This window comes from Novosphingobium sp. HII-3, assembly GCF_002916655.1.
Lineage (GTDB): Bacteria > Pseudomonadota > Alphaproteobacteria > Sphingomonadales > Sphingomonadaceae > Novosphingobium > Novosphingobium panipatense.
Window position 1 is genome coordinate 13995 of record NZ_PPSM01000011.1, and the last position, 21860, is coordinate 35854.

The 21860-nt window shown below is 65.0% G+C and carries 14 protein-coding genes; 7 read left to right on the forward strand and 7 right to left on the reverse strand.

The window, feature by feature from the left end:
* The first annotated feature begins 13 nt into the window (after positions 1-13).
* From C2R25_RS03030 to fahA, 7 genes are all read left to right on the forward strand, one after another.
* Positions 14-274: a hypothetical protein gene (locus tag C2R25_RS03030; RefSeq protein WP_103727819.1), complete on the forward strand. Its 261-nt coding sequence runs from the start codon at positions 14-16 to the stop codon at positions 272-274.
* Between the two features lie 108 nt (positions 275-382).
* Complete coding sequence (locus C2R25_RS03035) at positions 383-907, forward strand: RNA polymerase sigma factor (RefSeq protein WP_103727820.1); 525 nt, start codon at positions 383-385, stop codon at positions 905-907.
* Between the two features lie 57 nt (positions 908-964).
* On the forward strand, positions 965-1918 hold the full coding sequence (locus tag C2R25_RS03040) for a FecR domain-containing protein (protein ID WP_233203735.1): 954 nt from the start codon (positions 965-967) through the stop codon (positions 1916-1918).
* A 4-nt stretch (positions 1919-1922) separates the two neighbouring features.
* The gene (locus C2R25_RS03045) at positions 1923-4343 is read left to right on the forward strand and encodes a TonB-dependent receptor (protein ID WP_103727821.1); all 2421 of its coding nucleotides are present in this window, start codon (positions 1923-1925) and stop codon (positions 4341-4343) included.
* An 83-nt stretch (positions 4344-4426) separates the two neighbouring features.
* Positions 4427-7633 (forward strand): autotransporter outer membrane beta-barrel domain-containing protein, encoded by a 3207-nt coding sequence (locus tag C2R25_RS03050; RefSeq protein ID WP_103727846.1) that lies wholly within the window; start codon positions 4427-4429, stop codon positions 7631-7633.
* A gap of 267 nt (positions 7634-7900) precedes the next feature.
* Positions 7901-9202, forward strand: coding sequence for a HAMP domain-containing sensor histidine kinase (locus tag C2R25_RS03055; RefSeq protein WP_103727822.1), 1302 nt, complete (start codon positions 7901-7903; stop codon positions 9200-9202).
* Between the two features lie 94 nt (positions 9203-9296).
* The gene (gene fahA / locus C2R25_RS03060) at positions 9297-10598 is read left to right on the forward strand and encodes a fumarylacetoacetase (protein WP_199183750.1); all 1302 of its coding nucleotides are present in this window, start codon (positions 9297-9299) and stop codon (positions 10596-10598) included.
* Positions 10599-10613: 15 nt separating this feature from the next.
* Here fahA and C2R25_RS03065 read toward each other — a convergent pair whose 3' ends face one another.
* The 7 genes from C2R25_RS03065 to araD1 form a co-directional block, all read right to left on the reverse strand.
* Positions 10614-12662 carry a glycosyl hydrolase family 65 protein gene (locus C2R25_RS03065; protein ID WP_233203736.1) on the reverse strand — a complete coding sequence of 683 codons (2049 nt, stop codon included), beginning with the start codon at positions 12660-12662 and terminating at the stop codon, positions 10614-10616.
* A 139-nt stretch (positions 12663-12801) separates the two neighbouring features.
* Complete coding sequence (locus tag C2R25_RS03070) at positions 12802-15633, reverse strand: TonB-dependent receptor (RefSeq protein ID WP_103727823.1); 2832 nt, start codon at positions 15631-15633, stop codon at positions 12802-12804.
* Positions 15634-15820: 187 nt separating this feature from the next.
* A complete protein-coding gene (locus C2R25_RS03075) occupies positions 15821-17269 on the reverse strand; it encodes a glycoside hydrolase family 43 protein (RefSeq protein ID WP_103727824.1) in 1449 nt (482 codons plus the stop codon).
* A 66-nt stretch (positions 17270-17335) separates the two neighbouring features.
* Entirely contained in the window at positions 17336-18343 is a 1008-nt protein-coding gene (locus C2R25_RS03080; RefSeq protein ID WP_103727825.1) for an arabinan endo-1,5-alpha-L-arabinosidase, read from the reverse strand.
* On the reverse strand, positions 18340-19905 hold the full coding sequence (locus C2R25_RS03085) for an alpha-N-arabinofuranosidase (RefSeq protein WP_103727826.1): 1566 nt from the start codon (positions 19903-19905) through the stop codon (positions 18340-18342). Before C2R25_RS03085 ends, C2R25_RS03080 begins: the two co-directional genes overlap by 4 nt.
* A gap of 23 nt (positions 19906-19928) precedes the next feature.
* Positions 19929-20855 (reverse strand): Gfo/Idh/MocA family protein, encoded by a 927-nt coding sequence (locus tag C2R25_RS03090; RefSeq protein WP_103727827.1) that lies wholly within the window; start codon positions 20853-20855, stop codon positions 19929-19931.
* A gap of 3 nt (positions 20856-20858) precedes the next feature.
* Entirely contained in the window at positions 20859-21854 is a 996-nt protein-coding gene (gene araD1, locus C2R25_RS03095) for an AraD1 family protein (RefSeq protein ID WP_103727828.1), read from the reverse strand.
* Positions 21855-21860: the final 6 nt, after the last annotated feature.

A 21860-nucleotide genomic window follows, 5' to 3' on the forward strand; every position in this document is an offset into this window, starting at 1 on the left:
AAGGGGAATGCACATGGCCAGCGAATGCACCGCCTTCCGCGATTCCAAAGGCGGACTTCACAGCAGCCCCGAGCGTGCGACGCTTGAAGACCTGGCCGGCGTTCTCGGGCGCGTCGGCGATGAAGGCGGTATGACCTCGGGGGTCGCGCGGATGATCTTCGACAAGCGCTCGGAGATCGAGCGGGTCTTTGCCGAACACGACGCGATGGTGGCGACTCCGGCACCCGTCCTGCTGGGCGACGATACGAACGGACGCATCCGCGCCATCAACTGACGCCATCAAGGGAGTCGACGTCCCGCAACGTGACTCTGGCGGGCTAACCCTTTCCCAAAGGACGCCGAACGTCTATCAGGCGGCTCACAAAGGCAGCCGCATTTCTTCGTGACCGCAGAACCCTCACCTCCCGCTGGCCTGGAAGCGGCTTTTCTCGAACATCGGGAGAAGCTTCTTCGTTTTCTGCGGGCGCGCGGTGCCGGCGATGCGGCCGAGGATCTCGTTCAGGAAATCTGGCTCAAGATCTCGACCAGTCGCCGTGGTCCGGTGGCGTCTCCTCTCTCGTATCTCTTCCGCACAGCCGACCTGCTGATGATCGATCGCTTCCGATCGAGTCGGCAGGCGAGTGCCCGCGATCGCGACTGGACACAGCTCCACGCCGGCGATCCTCCCGGCGTGTCTTCGGAGCCCTCGGCCGAACGCCGGCTTGCCGCCGCGCAGGAAGCGGCCAGTCTGCTGGCACTGCTCGATAAACTGGGCCCACGGACCTCGCTCATCTTCCGCAAGCATCGCGTGGAAGGCACGCCCCAGAAGGCCGTTGCCGCTGAACTGGGCATCAGCATCAGCACGGTGGAAAGCGATCTGCGCGCCGCGTATCGCGCGCTGGCCGAGTGGAAGGAGAAATCAAGATGAGCCCGCGTATGAGGCTGCACGCGGTTGACTTCGTCTTCGTGCCGGAAGGAGCGCCCGATGGCGGATGACATGACGACCGAGGGCATCATACGGGAGCAGGCCCTGCAATGGGCCGTGCGCCTTGGCGATCCTGCGTTCGACGACTGGGACGGCTTCACACTCTGGCTGGAGGCCGATCCCCGGCACCCCCTCGCGTACGACCACATCGCCGCCGCTGTGGGCGAAGCGAGCGAAGACCTTGCCACGGCTACCCCGGCGAACGAAAATCCGGAGGAGCACCACGATGTACCTGCGGTTCGATCCGGTCGCAGGCCCGTCTGGCTCGCCGGAGCCATTGCCGCCAGTCTCGCTGCCGTCGCTGCGATCTGGGTGGTTCAAGGCTCCGGCCGGGATCTTTACACCGTGGAAACCGCGTTTGGACAGACCGAGGTGGTGACGCTCGAACCCGGTACCCATGTCGAACTTGCCGGGGGCACTGCCGTCCAATTTGACCGCAAGGACGAACGCTACGCCCGACTGCAACGTGGCCAGGCCCTGTTCACCGTCAAACATAATCCGGCCGCTCCGTTCAAAGTCGACGTTGCCGACGAACGGCTGGTGGACCTCGGCACGGTTTTCGACGTGCGTCATGACGATGAAGGCCTGAGCGTGGCTGTGTCCGAGGGCACCGTCCAATATGACCCCGAAGGCGTCGCGGTGCGCATTTCGCCGGGCGAGATCCTGCGCCGTGAGGCCAACGGCTCGGCCTATACCCTCACCCGCATTCCCGAGGAACAGGTCGGCGAATGGCGCGAAGGACGCCTGACGTTTGACGCCGCTTCGCTAAGCGAAGTTGCGGCGCAACTGCGGCGCGCCACTGGTCTCGACTACGTGGCAGCCCCCGGCAGCGCCGGCGCGGTGTCTGGATCGATTCTCGTCGGCGCCCTGCGCGATGACCCGGCGACCGTGGGCCCGCTTCTCGGCGTGACCGTCCGCTCTGAGGGCCGCCGCTGGATCATAGGTTCACGCTGATCCGATGCGCCGCGCCGTCCTGATGCTTGCGTGCGCGGCGGCCTTGCCGACCGCAGCCCTGGCTCGGGAAGCCATGGTGCGGACGAGCGCCGGTTCTGCAGGACAGATCGCCATCGACCTTGCCCGGCAGACACGCTCCAGCATCGTCGTTGCGGACCCGGTTATCGCGAACAGGATGGTGTCCGCGATCAAGGGTCGGATGAACGCTGCGGAAGCGGTCCGGGTGCTCGCTCGAAAAGCGGGCGGGCACGCGCTGGCTGTCGGCGCGGCGGGCTGGCGCATCGAAGCGGCGGCGCCCACGCGCCACGCTGCGCCGCCCCCCGCAGCCGCTTACAGCAGCAAACCGCTCCCCTTGCCGGAAACGCCGTCCGCCCCCATCATCGTCGTGGCATCGAAGCGGGATCTTACCATCCGGCAAATTCCCGCCCAGATCACCGTCCTCCAGCAGGCGAGCCTGGAAGCCGGCGGCATCGGCGGTACCGAGAAGATCATTCAGCGCGTCTCTACCGTCACGTCCACGCACCTGGGGAGCGGCAGGAACAAGCTGTTCATCCGCGGCATCGCGGACTCCAGCTTCACCGGACCCACTCAGGCGACGGTGGGCCAGTACCTCGGCGATCTCCGCCTGAGCTACAACGCACCGGACCCGGACCTGCGGCTTTCCGACATGGCGCAGGTAGAAGTTCTGGAAGGACCGCAGGGCACGCTCTACGGTGCCGGATCGCTGGGCGGCATCATCCGGCTGGTGCCCAATCCCCCGATCCTTGAGGAAGCAAGCGGGTCCCTCGCCCTGGGCGGCTCACTGACGCAGGAGGGCGCGCCCGGCGGTGACGCCGCTGCCACCGTGAACCTGCCTCTGGGGCAGAGCGCCGCTCTCAGGGCCAATCTCGATGCTGCGACACTGGGCGGCTACATCGACAAGCCCCTGCTCGACCGCCGGGACGTGAATCGCACCCACCTTCTTGGTGGCCGCGCCACCCTTCGTGTGCAGATCGCACCCGACTGGACGACGGACGTCATGGGCCTTGGCCAGTCCATCGACGCGCGCGACAGCCAGTACGCCGGCCGCAACGCGCAACCCCCGCTCACCAGCAACGCCGAAGTGCAGGAAGGTGCGACCTCGGATTACCTGATGGGCCAGCTGGTCCTGTCAGGCCGGATCGGCCCCGCTCGCCTGCGCTCCACCACGGGGTTCGTACGGCAGGAACTGGAAGAGCTCTACGATGCCACGGTCGATCCAGAGGCGCCGCGCCGCTTCTCGCAGGAAAACCATACCGAGATGATCGCGCATGAGACATGCGTCTGGCAGCCGGTCACGAACGGCTTCGGCTGGCTGGTTGGCGCAAGCTACACGCACAACCACACGGTCCTGCGGCGAAGCTTCGAGGACAACCTGCTGCGCAAGGCAACGACCGGTGTGCGCAACACCATCGACGAAATGACACTCTATTCCGAAGTCAGCCTGCGGCTGCGCCGGGGACTGACGGCCACCGCCGGGGGCCGCTTCACCTACTCCCGCCTGAGCGGATCGGGACAGGACGTCATGCCTGCGGCTTCACCCGCGATGGCCTCGCTGCGGGCGCAGATGACGGCAGACCGGGACACGTCGACGGTTCTCCCCTCCCTCGCCCTGACGGTCGAGGTATCCGACGCGACTGTCCTTTACGCGCGCTATCAGGAAGGCTTCCGACCCGGCGGCTTTGCCATCGAGAGCGACTTCGTTCGTCGCTTCAAGAGCGATCATACACAGACGTGGGAATTGGGCCTAAGGCACGGAACACCCGGCGAGAGCACGTTCGATGTTTCTGCCAATATGTCCTACACCCGATGGACCGACATCCAGGCCGACTTCATCGACAACGCCGGGCTGCCCAGCACCGCCAACATCGGCGACGGACAGGTGTGGTCCGCGAGCGTTTCGGGCGCGGTCACCATCATGCCTGGTGTGCGCTTCGAAGCGGGTGCGACATGGAACAAGAGCACGGTCGATCAGCCGCCTGTCGATCTGCTCGCCCTCGTGGCCCGCGCCTATGACCAGCGCGCTTATGCCTCGCTCCTTCAGGAAACGCTGGCGCGCTCCATGCAGGTCCCCAACATCGCCGGTTTTTCCGGCCGCGTCGGCCTTGAATGGCAGCGGGAACTAACCACCGACCTGCGCCTCTCCGCCAATGCCTGGGCCAGCTACGTCGGCAAATCTCGGCTCGGCATCGGTCCGGAACTGGGGGAACTTCAAGGCGACTACCTGGACAGCGGAGCAAACCTGCGCGTCGGTACGGACCGGCATGGCGTGACAGTAGCCCTCTCGAACCTCGCCAACTCGCGAGGCAACCGCTTTTCGCTCGGCACACCCTTCGGGTCGGGTCGCGATCAGACCACGCCGCTTCGGCCCCGAACCCTTCGCATCGGGCTGGACGCGCGCTTTTAATTTCGAGCGGCGGGAACTTTTTTCAAGGTCGCGCCCGAAGGTCTCCGTCTCGAGGTTCAACTGCTGACCTCAAAGGGACGATGATGCCTTCCCACATGACTGCCAAGACCCTCCTTGTCACCACGGCGGCGTTTGCGATCGCCACGGCGGCGCATGCCGAAGACGTGAAGACCAAGTTGACCGCGCACATCCGCACGTCGACGATCAAGAACGGCACCGCCGACGCCATTTCCATCACCAAGGAGGGATCCGTCGTCCTCACTACGGGAACGGCCGTGACGCAGGACAGTAGCCACGCTGTCTCCACTGCAGGCGCAATCACCATCACGAACGCCGATGGTGCCACCGGCATCCTGTCGCATGCCGGCGCCAACGGCGACATCACGAACACCGGTACCATCACCATCGACGAGACCTACACCGCGACGGATACGGACAAGGATGGCGACCTCGATGGTCCGCTCGCGCTTGGCTCGGGTCGCACCGGCATCCGCACCGAGGGTAACCACTCCGGCAAGCTCGTCCAGAGCGGAACGATCAAAGTCGAGGGCAACGATTCAGCAGGCGTCGTGCTGGGCGGCACTCTGACCGGGGCCTTCACTCATGACGGCACCACCACCGTGGTCGGCGATCGGGCGATCGGCGTGTCCGCGCAGGGGATAAACGGATCGGTCCGCCTCGCCGGATCGGTGTCGGCGCAGGGCCTGAACGCCATCGGCGCCCGTTTCGCAGGCGATGTGAACGGCGCCATGGTCGTGCAGGGCACCGTGGCTTCCACGGGCTACCGCTACACCGCGCCGCCCTCCGACCCGTCCAAGCTCGACGCCGACGACCTGCTGCAAGGCGGCTCCGCCCTGCTCGTGGAGGGCAACGTCACGGGTGGCATCATCCTGGCCGCTGCCCCCAAGGACGCCGATACCGCGAAGCCGGATGAAGACGGCGATGGACTCGAGGATGCCAAGGAAGGCACGGCCAAAGTCGTATCCTACGGCAGCGCAGCGGCGATGCAGATCGGTTCCGCCGATCGCGACATCAGCATCGGGGAAGTGACGGGCACGGCCAGCAAGTTCGGCCTCATCATTGAAGGGTCCGTCGAGGGCAACGGCCTCTACTCGGGTGTTGCCGCCAACGGTCTGGTCATCGGCGGTCGCGGTGGCGCCGTGTCCATCGTCAACGGCATCGGGGTGTCGGGTTCGGTACTCGCGGCCTCGAACGGCGCGAGCGCGACGGCCTATCGGCTCGCGTCAGGTGCAACGACGCCGCTGCTCCAGAACACAGGCACCATCGGAGCCACCGCCGGGAATGCGGACACCGCCCTCGCCACGGCCGTCCAGATTGACGTCGGTGCTTCGCTGCCGACGCTCAAAAACAGCGGCACGATCAAGGCGGTCGCCGGCGAAAAAGGCGCTTCCGCCGCCATCAGGGACGCCAGCGGCACCCTCGCCCTTGTGGAGAACGCCGGCACCATCTCGGCCACCGGAGCCAAGGAAGGCGGCCGAAACGTCGCGATTGATCTCTCCCGCGCGACCGGCGACAGCGTGATCCGGCAGACCCAGGTTGCCACCGGCAACACGGCTCCTTCGATAACGGGCGACGTTCGCTTCGCGGCCGGCAACGACACTCTCGACCTTGCCGACGGCACCCTTGCGGGCAACGTGTCGTTCGGCGACGGAAACAACAGGCTGGCCCTTTCGGGGGACGCGGCGCAATCCGGTTCCGTCAGCTTCGGAGGCGGCGTGGATACCGTGGCCCTTGCCGGTACGGGCACCCTCAAGGGGGCTGTCGATTTCGGTGGCGGTGGGGACGTGCTGACCCTTGCCGGCAGCTCCCTCTTCGCAGGCTCGATCAGCAACTCGGCAAACCTTGCAGTCTCGGTGGCGGGCGGTACGCTCGACCTCGGCAAGCCGGCCGCTATGGCCTCTCTCGACGTGGGTGCCGCAGGCGTTCTCGTCGTCACTCTCGACAAGGCTGCCGGAGCCGGTTCGGCATATAACGTGAGCGGCGATGCCACGTTTGCCGAGGGCGCCAAGCTCGCGATCCGGTTGGCGGACGTGTCCACGGCAGAAGGCAGCTACCAGGTCCTGACGGCCGGATCCCTTTCGGGCCGCGACAAGCTGGTCGCCAGCACCGATCTCGTGCCGTTCATGTTCAAGGCGGAACTCGACAAGGACTCCGCCGCCAACGCGATCGTCGTCGACGTCTCCCGCCGTACCGTGGACGAACTCGGCCTCAATCGCTCGGGCGCGGCCGCATATGACGCAGTCTTCCAGCAGCTCGGCCAGGACGACAAGATCGAGGATGTCTTCCTTGGCATCACCAACGGCGATGCCTTCCGCGCCGCCGTCGGGCAGATGCTGCCGGATCACGCCGGTGGCGCGTTCGAGGGCATCAGTCTCGGAACACGGGCGCTGGCCCGTCAGATGCAAGATCCCCAGGGCCCGATCACCTCGTCCGGCCGGTTCAGCACCACGCTCAACATGGCGATCTGGGGCAGCGACCGCAAAACGGGCCAAAGCGCCGCTTACAAACTCAATGGCTACGCATGGTCGGCTACGGGCGAGTACCAGACCGGCGCCGGCCGCTTCGGCGCCACGCTGTCGTACATCGACAACAACCACAAGAACGGCACCGTCTCCGAGGTGAAGTCGACCGGCTTTGAGCTGGCCGGCCATTGGCGCGGCAAGTTCGGGCCGGTCAGCGGGTTCGCCCGCGGCTCCATCGGCAAGGCCGACTTCGACGGTGAGCGCAGCTTCTTCGGCACAACCGGGTCAACCACGGCGAGCCGGACGATGAACGCGGACTGGGACGGCAACTTCGTTACGGCCGCCGGCGGCCTTTCGATCGAGGGCGGATCGCAGTTCTTCTTCTTCCGCCCGGGCGTGACGGTCGATTACGTGCGCCTCAAGGAAGATGGCTACACCGAAACGGGCGGCGAGACATTGAACCTGACAGTCGCCTCGCGCACGAGCGATGAGCTTGCGGTCAACCCCAGCCTGACCGTCGGCGTCGACTTTCTCGGCATGAAGGCGCGTGACGAAAACTGGTTCCGCGTGGAAACCGAAGGCGGCTGGCGCGAAATCGTAAGTGGCGGCATCGGCTCCACCACTGCGCATTTCCGGGACGGTGAGAATTTCACGCTTGAGGGCGACAGCGCAACGAGCGGCTGGTTCGCTCGCCTGCGCGCCATTGGCGGGGCCGCCGGCTTCACCATGGGTGGCGAACTTTCCGCCGAGGACCGCCACGGCCGCGTCGACCTCGCGATGCGCGCCTCGATCACCGTCGGCTGGTAACTTTCGGGCGAGGCGAAAGCCCCCCGCTGCGCCTCGTTCCAGTGCCCGGCTGCCTCGTGCAGCCGGGCACGTCCATTTCAGGCGTCCAGCTTTCGGCCTCATCCCCGCTCGACAGGACGCCCGTCCAACTTCATCACTCTTCCGTACGTATCAAATGATTGCTGCCGCGATCATGCGGTTGACGTGGACGACGCACGGTGTGAGCGAACCCTCACAGACAAAGGGGCGTCGTCGCCAAGCCGCTGCGTCATAGGAGAGGATCAAGAGGTGGCACGACCCTTCGCGCCGCGCTTCGCGGTCTATGTTGCAGTGGTTTTCCTGGTGCTGGGCGTAATGGAACTCGCCGCCAGTCTCCTGTTCTATCAGGCCATAGACCGCCAGACGCTTGACGAAGACCATGCCCGCCGGATCGCCGAACTTCTCGTCGTAAGCGACCGCATCCACGCCGCCGACCCGGAATTGACGGCGCCCACCATGACCACGGGTCATCTCGCCGCCGCCGTGGCTCGCGTTCCCGCCGTCACCTCTCCCACCTCGGGCCAGTCGCTAACTCACATCGAACAGCGAATCGTCGAATGGGAACCCACCCTGGCCGGCCGTAGCCTGCGGCTTGCGATGGACGATGCCGGGAATGGCAGCCGCGATCTTGTCGGCTCCATCCGCCTCACGCACGGGGATTGGCTGAACTTCCGCTCACGCGACATCAACGCGATGTGGCCGGTCGCGCTGCGAGCCTCCGTTCTCACACTTGCGACGACGCTTGGCTTCCTCGCTCTCGGCCTTGCGGTGCTCCACGTCCTGACACGGCCGCTGCGGCGCATGAGCGATGCGGCGGATGCGATCGGTCGGGGTCGTCACGTCACCATCCGCGAGACGGGTCCGCCGGATCTGCGCAAGCTCGCTCACTCCATGAATATCATGCAGGAACGCATAGCGCGGCTGCTGCAGGATCAGGCCCGTTCGTTCGAGGCGATCAGCCACGACCTTCGCACGCCCCTGTCGCGCCAGAAGGTCGCTGGCGAACTGCTTGAAGATCGTGAGCTGGGCGATGTGATCGTGGCCAGCGCAGAGGAGATGGAAGCCCTTCTCGCCTCGCTCCAGCGCTTCCTGCGGGCGCAGCACCTGACAGCCGAGCCGGAGATGCTTGATCTGCGGGAACTCACCGAACAGGTCGTCCACCCCTTCAATCAGAATGCGAAGGTGCTCGGTCCTGCATCGGCCATGGCCAACACCTTTCGCGAGCCGCTGGTTCTGGCGCTTCAGGCGCTGGTGGAAAACGCCGTCCAGTTCGGCGGAGAGGCTCGCGTCACGATCCGCCGTCACGACGGCAAGTGGCGGATCGAGATTGCGGACCCCGGCCCCGGCATCCCTTCTGCGTATTTCGACGCCGTGCTCGACCCCTTCTTCCGCCTGGACGAAGCCCGCGCGCGGGACACCAAGGGCTTCGGCCTCGGCATACCCACCGCTCACCGCCTGATGGCGCGTTTCGACGGGCAGCTGTCCTTCGGCACTTCGCCGGAGGGCGGCCTCATCGCCTGCCTGGACGTTCCGGAACCCGTCACTGCCTGACCATCGGACTTCGCTTGCTCCGCCACCGCGAATATCGCAAAGCGGGCGTCAGGCTGCCCGCCGGAGTGGCCATGCTGGAGAAGGAACGCGACACGTGAACTGGTGGACCATCGACGAAACCCATGACGCGACCCGCATGAGTTGGGTGGAAAGCGCAAGGGATCATACCGAATTCCCGGTCCAGAACCTTCCCTTCGGCCTTTTCTCTCCGGCAGGAGCCACTCCGCGGGTCGGCGTCGCCATCGGCGACAGGATACTCGATCTTCGTGCTCTCGCCCAAGCAGGGCTTGTGCCGCAGTCCCTGGCCGCCGCCTGCGGCGAAGATACCGTTGCAGGTATCCTCGCTCTGCCGGCGCCGGACCGCCGCACCCTGCGCCGCGTGCTTTCGGACCTTCTCTGCGCGCACGATCGTCGCCCGGAGGTGGAGCCAATGCTGCACGCTGCCGACGCCTGCGCCCTGCATCTGCCGGCGCGGATCGGCGACTACACCGACTTCTATGTCGGCATACATCATGCGAACAACATCGGCCGCCAGTTCAGGCCGGATAATCCGCTGCTTCCCAATTACAAGCACGTGCCCATCGGCTACCACGGGCGCTCCTCCTCCATTCGGCCCTCCGACGTCCCCGTCCTACGTCCGCGTGGGCAGCGAAAGCCTCCCGAAGCCGACACGCCCGTCTTCGCGCCGAGCGCGCGGCTCGACTACGAACTGGAGATGGGCGTCTGGATCGGCCCGGGCAACGAACTGGGAGCGCCTGTGCCCATTGCCCAGGCGGCAGACCATATCGCCGGCTTCTGCCTCCTCAACGACTGGTCCGCACGTGACCTTCAGGCATGGGAATACCAGCCCCTCGGCCCCTTCCTCGCGAAGAACTTCCATTCCACCATCTCACCCTGGATCGTGACGCCGGAAGCGCTCGCTCCTTTCCGCGTCGCCCAGCCGCCTCGTCCCGAAGGTGATCCGCAGCCCCTCCCCTACCTGTTCGATGCCGATGATCAGGCGCACGGCGCCCTTGCGGTGACGCTCGAGGTTCACCTCAGCACGCAGGCAATGCGCGAGGCAGGCCTGCCGCCCCATCGGCTAAGCCATGGCCCCGCGACGAACATGTACTGGACCGTCAACCAGATGGTCGCTCACCATGCCTCGAACGGCTGCAACCTCACCACAGGCGACCTTCTCGGCACCGGCACCATTTCGGCACCTGAGCGTTCGGGCTTCGGCAGCCTCATGGAACTTTCTCAAGGGGGCAAGACGCCGCTGGACCTCCCCACCGGAGAGACGCGCGCGTTCCTGGAGGACGGTGACGAGGTCATCATCACCGCCTCTGCCTCGGCGGAAGGGCGTGTAACGATTGGCTTCGGCGAATGCCGGGCGCGGATCAGCCCCGCTCGCTGAGCGGGGCCGAGGCCTTCAGCGTGCGAAGGCCTTGACCTCCGCCAGACGAATGGCTCTTCCCTTCGTCGAGACCATCGTCACGCGGATCCTCTGCGTCTTCAGCGCAGGCCAGCTCACCCGCGTCACCCCGTTGGCCGAAGGACGGCCTGTCGGTGACGCCACGGGCTGCCATCGGCCATCGCGCCATGCCTGGACTGCGAACTGTCGGGGTGCGGCGAAGCGCTTGCCGTCTTCAAAGAAGGCAAGCTCGGCGCTCCCGAGGGTGACTTCGCGCCCGAAGTCGAGCGCATACCACTGCGTCTTCGCGGAGCTGTCGGAATCCCAGCCATTGGGCAGCTCCGGATAGAACCAGGTACGCCCATCCACTGCATCGTGCAGCTTCTCGGTATCGGTTCCCGACGACGCACTGGGCCGGGGAAAGTTCCCGCGGACGAGTTGCACCGCGAGGTTGGCTTCGCGCGTGATCGGCGCGTTTGCCTTGCGCGCGACGGGAATCTGAAGCCGCCCCAAGTCGGCACGGCGGGCCACTTCCGCGCCGTCCACCTCCACAGACAGGCCCTTACCGCGCCCGTAACGGCTGCCGTCTGCGTCCCACGTCACCGTCACCTGCCGGCCGTGATAGGGGACGCGCTCCACCCGGAACCAGTCCACCCCGCCGTCGGAGGGCAGCAGTGGATTGAGTTCCAGGACGTCATCTTCACGCGGTCGTATGCCGACAAGGCCGGTGAGGATCAGGTCGATATAACCAGAGTGGAAATAATGATGGCTGCGATCCAACCCCACGATGGGCGCACCGGTTTCCGGGTGATAGTCTTCTTCCAGATCGATCTTGTCGCCCTGGTAATGAAGCTGCGTGTACTGGCGCAGCATGCGCATCCAGTCCGCGCGCGTGACGGGCCCGTGCTGGTCGTAATGATCGAGCAGGTTGGCCATCGCGGTCAGTACCTGCGTCGTCTGGTAGGGCCAGATAGGTCCGTTCCACTGGCACTCCGGAGCCGGGCCGAGGTAGCGGTACTGGCGCATGTAGTATTCGTAGTTCTGTTCGACCGTCCGCATTCCGGCCTTCCCGGCAAGCGACTGCGGATCCAGGAGGTGCGCCCAGGCTTTCGCGAACCCGGGGTCGTCCGGCACAAGTTCGAACATCCAGGGCAGATAGCCCACGAGCTCGCGGTTGCGAATCGGATCCCAGTATTTCACGTGCTCGTTGGTGATCTGGTGCCGATCCGTGAAATGCTCGAGACGCGGATTCCACAGGTCCGCCAGCACGCGCTCGCGCAGGGCTTCGGCTCGCTGGGCGTACTCGTCTGCCATCGCCATGTCGCCGGCCATCGCCGCCATTTTCGACAGCGCGCGCGCATTCGCGAACATGTAGCTGTTGACCGAAGGACGAAACGCATCCCCTCCCCGGAAGCCGTCCTTGCCGCCAGACGCATCGATGGAGGAAACCGTATATTCGGTTGCATCCAGAAGCGGCTCTACGAAGTAGAGGCCTTTGGTGAAATCGAACTTCTCGTCCCAGAGGCGATAGATGTGCCGCATCACCTTCAGGTGCCGCAGCAGCGCTTCGCGATCGCCATCCACGAGGTACCGGCCCCAGACGGAATCGGCCATGTGGTCCGTGAAATGACGGTCGTTTCCGCCTTCGTACATGAAATTGATGTAATCGTCCGTGAAGCGGCGATCGTTCAGCCAGCGACCTTCGGCGATATGGAAGCCGCTTGCGTCATTAAGGCTCGCGTACGGCTCCCGCTGCCAGCCCACGTCGTCCGCGAACTCCGTCGTGATGTAGCCATGCGCGCCGAGATCCCGCTGATGGGCACGAAAAAGCCCCCAGCGATAGTAGTAGACGGCATCGATCCTGGAATCAGAGGACTCGAAGAACGGTATGCGGTCTTCAAACCACTCTGCGTCATTTCCGAAGTGCGCCTTGGCAATCGCCACCCGGTCGAGATCGCGGGAAGCGGCCGCTGTCGACACTTCGCCCTGCGGCGGGCTGTAGGGTCCGGCGGCTGCCAGCATCAGCGCCGCGAGGGGGAGCGCGGCCAGCGCATGGATCTTCCGCAATGTCGTCCCCTTCAGGCTATTCCGTAGAAGAAGGCGGCCGTTTGCTCCGAATGTTGGGAGGAGCACGGAAGACAAACGGCCGCCCTGTGCCAGCTGCGACGGAATGGCGATACCGTCACAGCTGGTCGGACAGTTCAGGTCAGTCGAACTTGAAGCGCACGCCGAGGGCGAACGTCCGGTCGAGGAGGAGCGTGCTCGAGTTCATCAGGTCGGCACCGCCGGCATCACCGTACTTGTAGTAGTTCTGCTGCTTCGACTTGGTGAGGTTCACCGCGTCGAAGGTGACGGCGATGTCTTCGTTGACGTTCAGCGTCAGCTGAAGGTCGAGGCTGTCCTCAGGCTGGCGCCACATGCCGATCGGGTTGGCGAAGGCACGGGCCTCGTTGTTGTTAAGGAAGCCCTTGCGCCAGACGTACGAGAGGCGGGCTCCGATCGGACCGCGCTCGTAGGCAAGCGTGGCGTTGTACGAGAACTTCGACACCGCAAAGAACGCCGAGCGGGTCAGCACGGTGTTACCTGCCGCGTCCGTCTCCGGGATCGTCTGCTCGGAGTCCAGGATCGTCGCGCTGCCCTGGAAGCCGAGGCCGTCGAGGATGCTTGGCAGGTACGTCGGGAAATAGGTCAGACCGATTTCCACGCCCTTGAGAACGCCGTCGGACGCGTTGGTCGGACGAGTGACCTGGAAGTAGTCGGTTGCCGTGCCGCCCACGATCGGGTTGTCCGGGATGTACTCAAGCGTGGTGAGCGGAACCACCAAACCTTCGATCTCGCGGCGGAAGGCCGTCACGTAGATCGCGCTGTTGCGCTCGAAATACCACTCGAACGCCAGGTCGTAGTTCTTCGACTCAGTCGCGCGCAGGTTCGCATTGCCTGCAGCGCCGGTGCCGAAGCCCACGCCCGAGAGGTCGCCGGTCAGGCTCACGTTCGGGTTGAGGTCAGCGAAGGCGGGACGACGCAGCGTCTGGCCGTAGTTGAAGCGCACGCGCAGGTTCGGCGTGATTTCGTAGCGGGCGGTGAAGCTGGGAAGCAGCTTGACCTGGCCGGTCGAGACGCTGGTGCGCGCCATGTCGTTGTAGCGGTCGAAGTAGTTATAGTCGGTATCGATCGCCACGAGGCGGGCGCCGCCTTCGACCAGCAGGGGACGACCGAAGACCTCGACCTCGCCATCAGCCAGCAGGTAGGCCGACATGGTAACTTCGTTGATGTCGAAGACCCTGTCGAAGGACATCTGGTCCGACAGCAGCAGGGCCGGATTCACCGTCTGGTACAGCGAGCGGATGGCGTCCGCGTTCTTGTAGAGCGCCGGGCCGTTCGCCAGCACCCAGCTGGTCGGCACGTCCGCGCGGCCGTCGAAGAAGCCGCTGTTGGTGAAGGCATACTGGCTGCCGAGCGAGGCCAGGGTGCCGCCGAGCGCGCCAGCGCTCTGCTCACGCACGAAGGTGCTGGCCTTGCGGTTGTCATAGCGGAAGCCCGCCTTTACGCGGCGCAGGAAGCCCTCGTCCCAGTCGTAGTGACCGTCGAGCATGAACGTCCAGGCGCTACCCTTGGCCTTGTTGCCGTTGTCGAACAGGTCGCCCACGGTCCAGGCGTTGGGGTCGGTCAGCACTTCGGGCGTACCGAAGCTGTAGGACGGGATGCCGCCGCCGGCGTTGAAGTCGACGTCGAGGTCCAGCGGTCCACGGTTGGTGCGCATCGCGAAGAACGAGGTCTCGTTCTTGCTGTCCTGGTAAGTCAGGTCGGCGGTGATCTTGCCGCGCTCGCCCACATCCCAATCCGCGTTCAGCGCATAGACGTAGCTGTCCGTCCGGTTGGTCGCGTAATCGCCGCTGTTGAAGCCGGCAACGTCGCCCATGCGACGCGACTTGATGATGTTGGTGCCGTCGTAGAGCTCGAAGGTGTCACCCGGGTTGTCGCCCAGGCTGCCCCACCAGTCGGCATAGCTGAACATCAGCGAGTTGAAAGTGCTGCCGCGGAAGCCGGTGTAGTAGAACTCGGCGGTGTAAGTGGAGCTCTCGTTCGGCGCCCACTGCAGCGCCGCGTTGACCGAAGGACGCTCGCGCTTGCCGTAGAGGTCGGAGCTGATGACCGCGTCGCGCGAGAGGTAGTACGGCACCTGGACGCCGTCGATGTTCAGCGTCGAGCCCGGCGTGGTCGGCAGGCCGGCGTTGAGTCCGGGTGTCCAGTACGGGTTGTTCGGGTCCGTGTTCGGGAAGATGCGCTGGAGCGGCGTGAGCCAGGTCCCCTCCGGCGGGTTCTCGGTGGCGAAGGGCACGAGAGCGCCCGCCTGCACGTTCTGGTTGCGGTACTTGTAGCGGGTGTAGCTGGCGTTCACCAGCAGGCCGATCTCACCGATGCCGGTCTCCCAGCGATCGCTGACGAGCAGCGCGGCGTTGGGGTTCACCTCGTCCGCGAGCTCGCTGTAGATGCCGCGCGCGAGACCCGAAACGGTAAGGCCGTCGAAATCGAAGGGGCGGCGGGTCTGGACGTCGATCTGGCCGGCGAGGCCGAACTCGAGCTGGTCGGCCGAGCGCGTCTTGTAGACGTCGATCTTCTTGACGAGGTTCGCCGAGACGTCTTGCAGGGCAAAGGAGGTGCCTGCCGCCGTGAAGATGTTGCGACCATTCCAGGTGGTGACCGGATCGGGCAGGCCGCGGATCGTGATGACGGCGGCTTCACCGCCCGCACGGTCGGTCACCTGGATGCCGGTGACACGCTGCAGCGCTTCAACGACGTTATTGTCAGGCAACTTGCCCACGTCCTCGGCAACGATCGAGTCGACGATCTGGACGTTTTCCCTGCGGCTGTTGATGGCGCCGACGATCGAGGCACGCACACCCGTCACGATGATGTCTTCGGCGCTGGCTTCGGCATCGGCAGTCGCCTGCGGCGCTGCGTCCTGAGCCTGAGCAACCGAGGCAAAGCTCAGTGCGAATACAGATGCGGTGCAGAAAACGAATGGCTTGAATGCCATGGATCATCCCTCCCATGGGGGCTGGCCCATTACCATGCCCCGACACTACGCGTGCTGATTATTAGTCAGACAATTGAGGTGCAAGCGGAAATAGATGCCACCGTGAAAAAAGATGCTGCAGTGTGGCCTAGATGACGCGTAAGGTGCGGAAAACCGCGGTTTTCCGCACCTTAAGTGACCTTCTAAGTTAGTCCAGAAGCCAGACTGCGGCCGGGTCCGAGGCAGCGGCAAGCGTGACCTTGTCTGACGAATGCGCCAGAGCACGACCGCTAAACGCCTGGCACATAAAGCGAACCGTTCCACCCGCGCTTCCCTCCTCGCGCCGGAACCGGTCGGAACCGCCGCTCGTCGCTACGGCCGATTGCGCCATGAGGCTGACCGTTCCGTCCGCTTTAGCGACCAGGCAGTGATCCGGCTTGAGGATCGGCGAAAGCCGAACGCTGCCGTCTCCCGTGGGGACGGAACGGAACTGCGTCTGCGCCAGCGGTGCACTGCCCACCATCAGGCGCTCGCCCGCGTGGGCCAGGAAGGCGGCGCGGCGCACCGCTGGAGAAAAGCGCTCCGGCAGCGGACCGTTCCCGACCGGTACGCCGAAATCCGGGCTCCCGTCGGCGCCGAAATAAAGGCGCTGGATGCGCGTGTGCCGATCCGGGTTGAACAGCGGATCGCCCTGGATCGCTTCGTAGTCACGGCCGTGATAGACAAGTATGTCCCTGCCCTGCTCGTCGACGGTGAAGCTGTTGTGCCCCGGACCGTAGACCGAGGTTTCCCGGCAGGTCTCGAACACCGGCTCCTGCGACTTCGTCCAGGCGCGCGCATCGAGGAGGTCCGCGCCTTCATCGACCGTCAGAAGGCCCATGCAGTAGCGGGCATCGGTGGCGCTGGCCGAATAGGTCATGAAGATGCGCCCGTTCTTGACGATAAACGCCGAACCCTCGTTCACCTTGAAGCCGCGGATCTCCCAGTCGAGCGTCGGAACCGTCAGCCGCGTCGGGGCGGAGCCCAGGGTCAGCGCATCCTTCATGCGCGCGATGTAGACGTTCGAATTGGTGTCGATGCCGGGCTCCCGCTGGGCCCAGGAGAAGTAGCGCACGCCGCGATGGGTGAAGATCGTGGAATCGAGGTTGAAGCTGTCCCAGGGCGCCTTGAACTCTCCGAGGACGGACCAGTTGCCGGTCATCGGATCCTGGCTGTCGCAGACAACCGCGAACGTGCGGATACGGAACACGTCCTCGCCCCCACCGCTGGGCCCGGCCGCGAAGTAGACGATCCAGCGGCCGTCCACATAGTGCAGTTCCGGCGCCCAGAGGAAACCGGACATCGGGCCGCTCGCCTCATGCCGCCACAGCACGCGCTCTTCCGCATCGGCCAGTCCGGCGAGCGTCCGCGAGCGACGAAGGGCAAGTCGATCGTACTCGGGTACCGAGCCGATCAGATAGTACCAGCCGTCATCGTGGCGGAAGATCTGAGTGTCGGCGCGCTGCCGCACGAGCGGGTTCGAGGCGAGCCGCAGGCTCGACGTCGCCGCGCCCGGGCCGGGAGGGCTCGTGAAACCGGCCCGCGCATTGGGCGAACAGGCGATCGGAAGCATGGCGGCGCCAGCGGCGAAGGCGCGGCGCGAAAGCGGAAAGTTCATGGCGGTCCTCTTCCGGTTTATGGAAAAAAGGCGCCCCGGCTCAGCACCGGGGCGCCAGGGTGGGTGTCAGTATTCGGCGATGGGCCAGCCATCCGCATCCCAGCGCAAAGGGGCGATGCGCAGGGTCGGCCGTCCATCGGCCTGCTTGTCGTATGCGTGGTAAGCCAGGTAGGTGGTGCCATCCTTGTCGGTAAAGGCGCCTGCATGCCCCGGACCACGGAAACGCTGCTGTTCCTGCAGATCCGAGCGCAGCAGGATCGAGCCTCCGCCCATCATCATGTCGCTGCCATCCTTGCCACAGTACGGCCCCGTGATCTTCTTGGCGCGGCCCACGACCGTGTAGTAGGTGCTGTTCACGCCCTTGCAGCAGTAGTCATAGGACGCGATCAGGTAATACCAGCCACCGTGCGGTATGATGAACGGCGCTTCCACCGGCGCAGGTCCGCCCGCAGGCGCCAGGCGACGGGCGATGGAGTAAGGCTCCGCACCTTGTGCGACCTTACCGGTCTTCGGGTCCAGCGGAAACAGCTTGAGGCCACTCCAGAAGCTGCCCAGCGACAGCCAGTGTCGCCCCTCGGCGTCGACCACGAAATTAGGATCGATCGCGTTGAAGTCGTCTTCCTTGGTCGACATCACCACGAGGCCACGGTCCTTCCACTTCGCCTTCGCGCCAAGCACGGGGCTCGTCGCAAGTCCGATGGCGGAGCGGTTGGATCCGAAGGTGGAAACGGAGTAGTACAGGCGGTACTCGCCGTTCACATAGGAGATGTCGGGCGCCCATAAGCCGTCAGTGCCCGGGATGGCCTGCTTCGCCCATGCCGGGATCTGGGAGAACACCGCACCGGCATCCTTCCAGCTCTTCAGGTCCGTGGACGTCTTGATACCGATGTACTTTCCCACGGTGCTGAACACGTAATACGTGTCATCGGCGCGAATGATAACCGGGTCGTGGACCGTCAGATCACCGGAAAGCTGGGCATTCAGCGTCCCGGCGCCCTTTTCGCCTACCTGCTGGGCCTGTGCAGCGCCGGCGAAAGCCAGCGCTGCGAGACCTGTGAGAAGCAGCCCCCTCATTGCAGTTCGAGCACGACGACCGACTTGGCCGGCAACGTGACGGACAGCTGCCCGCCCTGCACCGTCGCACCCGAGAACACCGCAGGCTTGACCACCTCGGGAGCGTCGAAGGTGTTGTGCGAGTTGATTGCCGATGCCGTCAGGATGCGGCCGGTCACGCCCGAGGCACTGACGCCGTCCAGATTGATCGTCACGCTGTTCGCTGTGTTCGGGTCCAGGTTGGACAACGCAACATGTACCTTGCCATCCTTGCCACGGACAGCCGAGCCACTCACCGCCGGCATCGTGAACTGGTCCTTCGAGTACCAGGGCGACTTGATGGTGATCGGCAGCACGGTCGCGTCCTGCCAGGGCTTGTACATCTCGAAGACGTGATAGGTGGGCGTCAGCACCATCTTATTGCCTTCGGTGAAGATCATCGCCTGCAGCACGTTCACCATCTGCGCGATGGCGGTCATGCGGACGCGATCGGCATGCTTGGCGAAGATGTCGAGATGCACCGACGCAATCAAGGCGTCACGCAGGGTGTTCTGCTGGCGCAGGAATCCCGGGTGCGTGCCTGGATCCTGAGCGTACCACGAACCCCACTCGTCCACGGCAAGGAAGACGCGCTTCTCGGGATCGTACTTGTCCATGATGGCCGAATGTTTGGTGATCAGTTCGTCCATCTTGCGGGCGCCGTTCAGCGCATCGGCCCAGCCGTTCTCGTCGAAGTCCACGGCGGGTGCACGCGGGGGCCAGCCACCGGCGGGGTGCACGTAGTAGTGGAGTGAGACGCCGTCGAGCTGCGGCGCCGCGACGCGCATCATCGTCTCCGTCCAATTGTAGTCATCGACGTTGGCGCCAGCGGCGATCTTCAGAATCTTGGTGCCCGCCGGAGCCTTGATGAAGGTCGCGTAACGGCGCGTCTCGTCCGCAGCGAACTCCGGACGCATGTTGCCGCCGCAGCCCCACAGTTCGTTGCCGACACCGAAGTACTTGACCTTCCAGGGTTCCTTGTGGCCATTCCTGGCGCGCTCATCCGCGAGCGAACCGGCCGGAGAGGTCATGTACTCGACCCACTCGGCCATCTCTCGCGGAGTTCCGTTGCCGACGTTACCGGCGACGTAGGCTTCCGCGCCCACCTGGCGGATGAGCTCGAAGAACTCGTGCGTACCCACGGTGTTCGGCTCGGTCACGCCGCCCCAGTGCGTGTTGATCTTGACCGGCCGCTTCGACTGCGCGCCGATGCCTTCGCGCCAGTTGTACTCGTCCGCAAAGCAGCCGCCGGGCCAGCGAATAACGGGAACCGACAGGTCCCGAAGCGCGCTTACGACGTCGTTGCGGAAGCCGTTCGTGTTCGGGATCTTGCTGTTCTTGCCGACCCAGAGGCCGCCATAGATCCCGGTGCCGAGGTGCTCGGCGAACTGAGTGAAGATTTCCTTCTGGTAGACCGGACCCGGCTTGGAAGCCTCGATCGTGGCTGTGGTCGGCTGACCGTTGGTGTCCGCCTGGGCCGGCACCGAGAGAGCCGTCGCCGCCATCAGCATGGCGAGCGACGTGCGACGGATAGTTTTCATCATTTCATACCCCTCCCTAGGGATGATCAATCGTGGAATTCGTCGACGACCTTGCGGTGTCCGCGCAGGAACGCGTCGGCCACCAGCCGAAGCGGGGAAACGTCCACATCGCTGCGGCCACCCCGGATGAGATTGGCAAACCGCGCGTAGAGGCCCGGATACTCCATGTCCTCGTTATGCTCGGTTCCGCTCGGCAGCGTCAGCACCGCGCCCCCGTTTGACAGCTTCAGCGTGCCCGCGTCGGTTTCGACCACGATGTCCCACGATTGCGGGCCCGTTTGGCGCCAGTCGAGGTCCATGTGGATGGGCGCACCGGCCGTGTCGCAGAACTGAATATCCGCAGCGATCGGCGCCGCCCGGTTCGCGGGGATCTCCAGCGTTGCCGTCTTCAGGAACATCGGACGCGGCAGGATGTGCGTGACGATCGAAAGGGCGTTGATGCCCGGATCGAAGACGCCGAGACCACCGGGCTGCCAGATCCAGGCCTGACCCGGGTGCCATACGCGCACGTCTTCGCGCCAGACGATGGAGACCTTCTCGATTCGCCGTTCGGCCAGCCACGCCCGGGCCGGGGCAACCCCTGCGGCAAAGCGCGAGTGCCAGGCCGCGAACAGCGTCACCCCGACATTCTCGGCCCGGCTCGACAGCGCGGCGACTTCGGCCAGCGTGGCGCCCGGGGGCTTTTCCAGGAACACATGCATGCCCTTGCGAAGAGCCTGCACCGCCAGATCGTAGCGCACCTGCGGCGGCGTGCAGAGAGCCACCGCGTCGATAGCGGGGCCGTTCTCGATCAGCTCTTCCAGGCTCTTCGCGTGGGGAATACCCTCGACACCCGGATCATGCGGGCTGACCGTGGCAGCCAGGCTGAACGCCTTGTTGCCGGCTATGGCCGGCAGGTGCTGGTCGCGGGCGATCTTGCCCACGCCCACCACGGCAATACGGATCGGATCCATCGCTCAGAGCGCCTTGACCGAGACCGCACGTTCCTGCGCGCGCACCAGCCTGTTGGCGACGGGCAGCGTGAACGGAGCGGCCGAGATCTCGAACACGTCGCCTTCCTCGGTCTGCACGCCATCCGCGAAGGACAGCGTCGCTGTGCCGAAGAAGTGCACGTGCACGTCACCGGGGCGGCGGAACAGGTCGTACTTGAAGTGATGATGCTCGAGGTTGTCGAAGCTGTGGGACATGTTGCCTTCGCCGGAGAGGAAAGGCTTCTCCCAGATCGTTTCGCCGCCACGCAGGATCTTGCAGGTACCTTCGATGTGCGAGGGCGGCGTGCCCAGCAGCAGTTCCGCCCCGAGAGCCGCCTGCCGCAGCTTGGAATGAGCGAGCCACAGATAGTTGTGGCGCTCGGTCACGTGGTCCGAGAACTCGTTCGCAAGAGCAAGGCCGAGGCGGTAAGGGATGCCGTCTTCACCGATGAGGTAGATACCGGCCAGTTCCGGCTCTTCCCCGCCGTCCTTGGCGAAGCTGGGCATCGCAAGGTCGTCGGTCGGTCCGACGAGCTGCGAACCGTCGCCCTTGTAGAACCACTCCGGCTGCTGGCCGATTTCACCCGCCGCCGGCTTGCCGCCCTCAAGGCCTTCGAGGAACATGCGCATGGAATCGGTCACATGCTCACCCGCTTCCGCGGCCTTGTGCATCTTGTCGCGCCCTTCGGCGGAGCCGAGGTGCGTGAGGCCGGTGCCGGCAAGCAGGAGGTGTGCGCCATCCTCGTGATCGATCGGGGCAAGCAGACGCCCGGCCGCGAATTCGGCAGCGATGTCCACCGCCTCGCCCTGCCCCGCCGCCTTCGCGGCTTCGGCAAGGGTGTGGCCCGAAGCAATCGCGCCCAGCGCGAGTTCGCGAACGCTGGCAACGCCGGGAAGGAAATGAGCGGCCTCGCCTTCGGCAAGGATGACCGAACGCACGCCATCGGCGCTCAGATGCTGGAGCAGTCGAAGATAAGACATGTAACT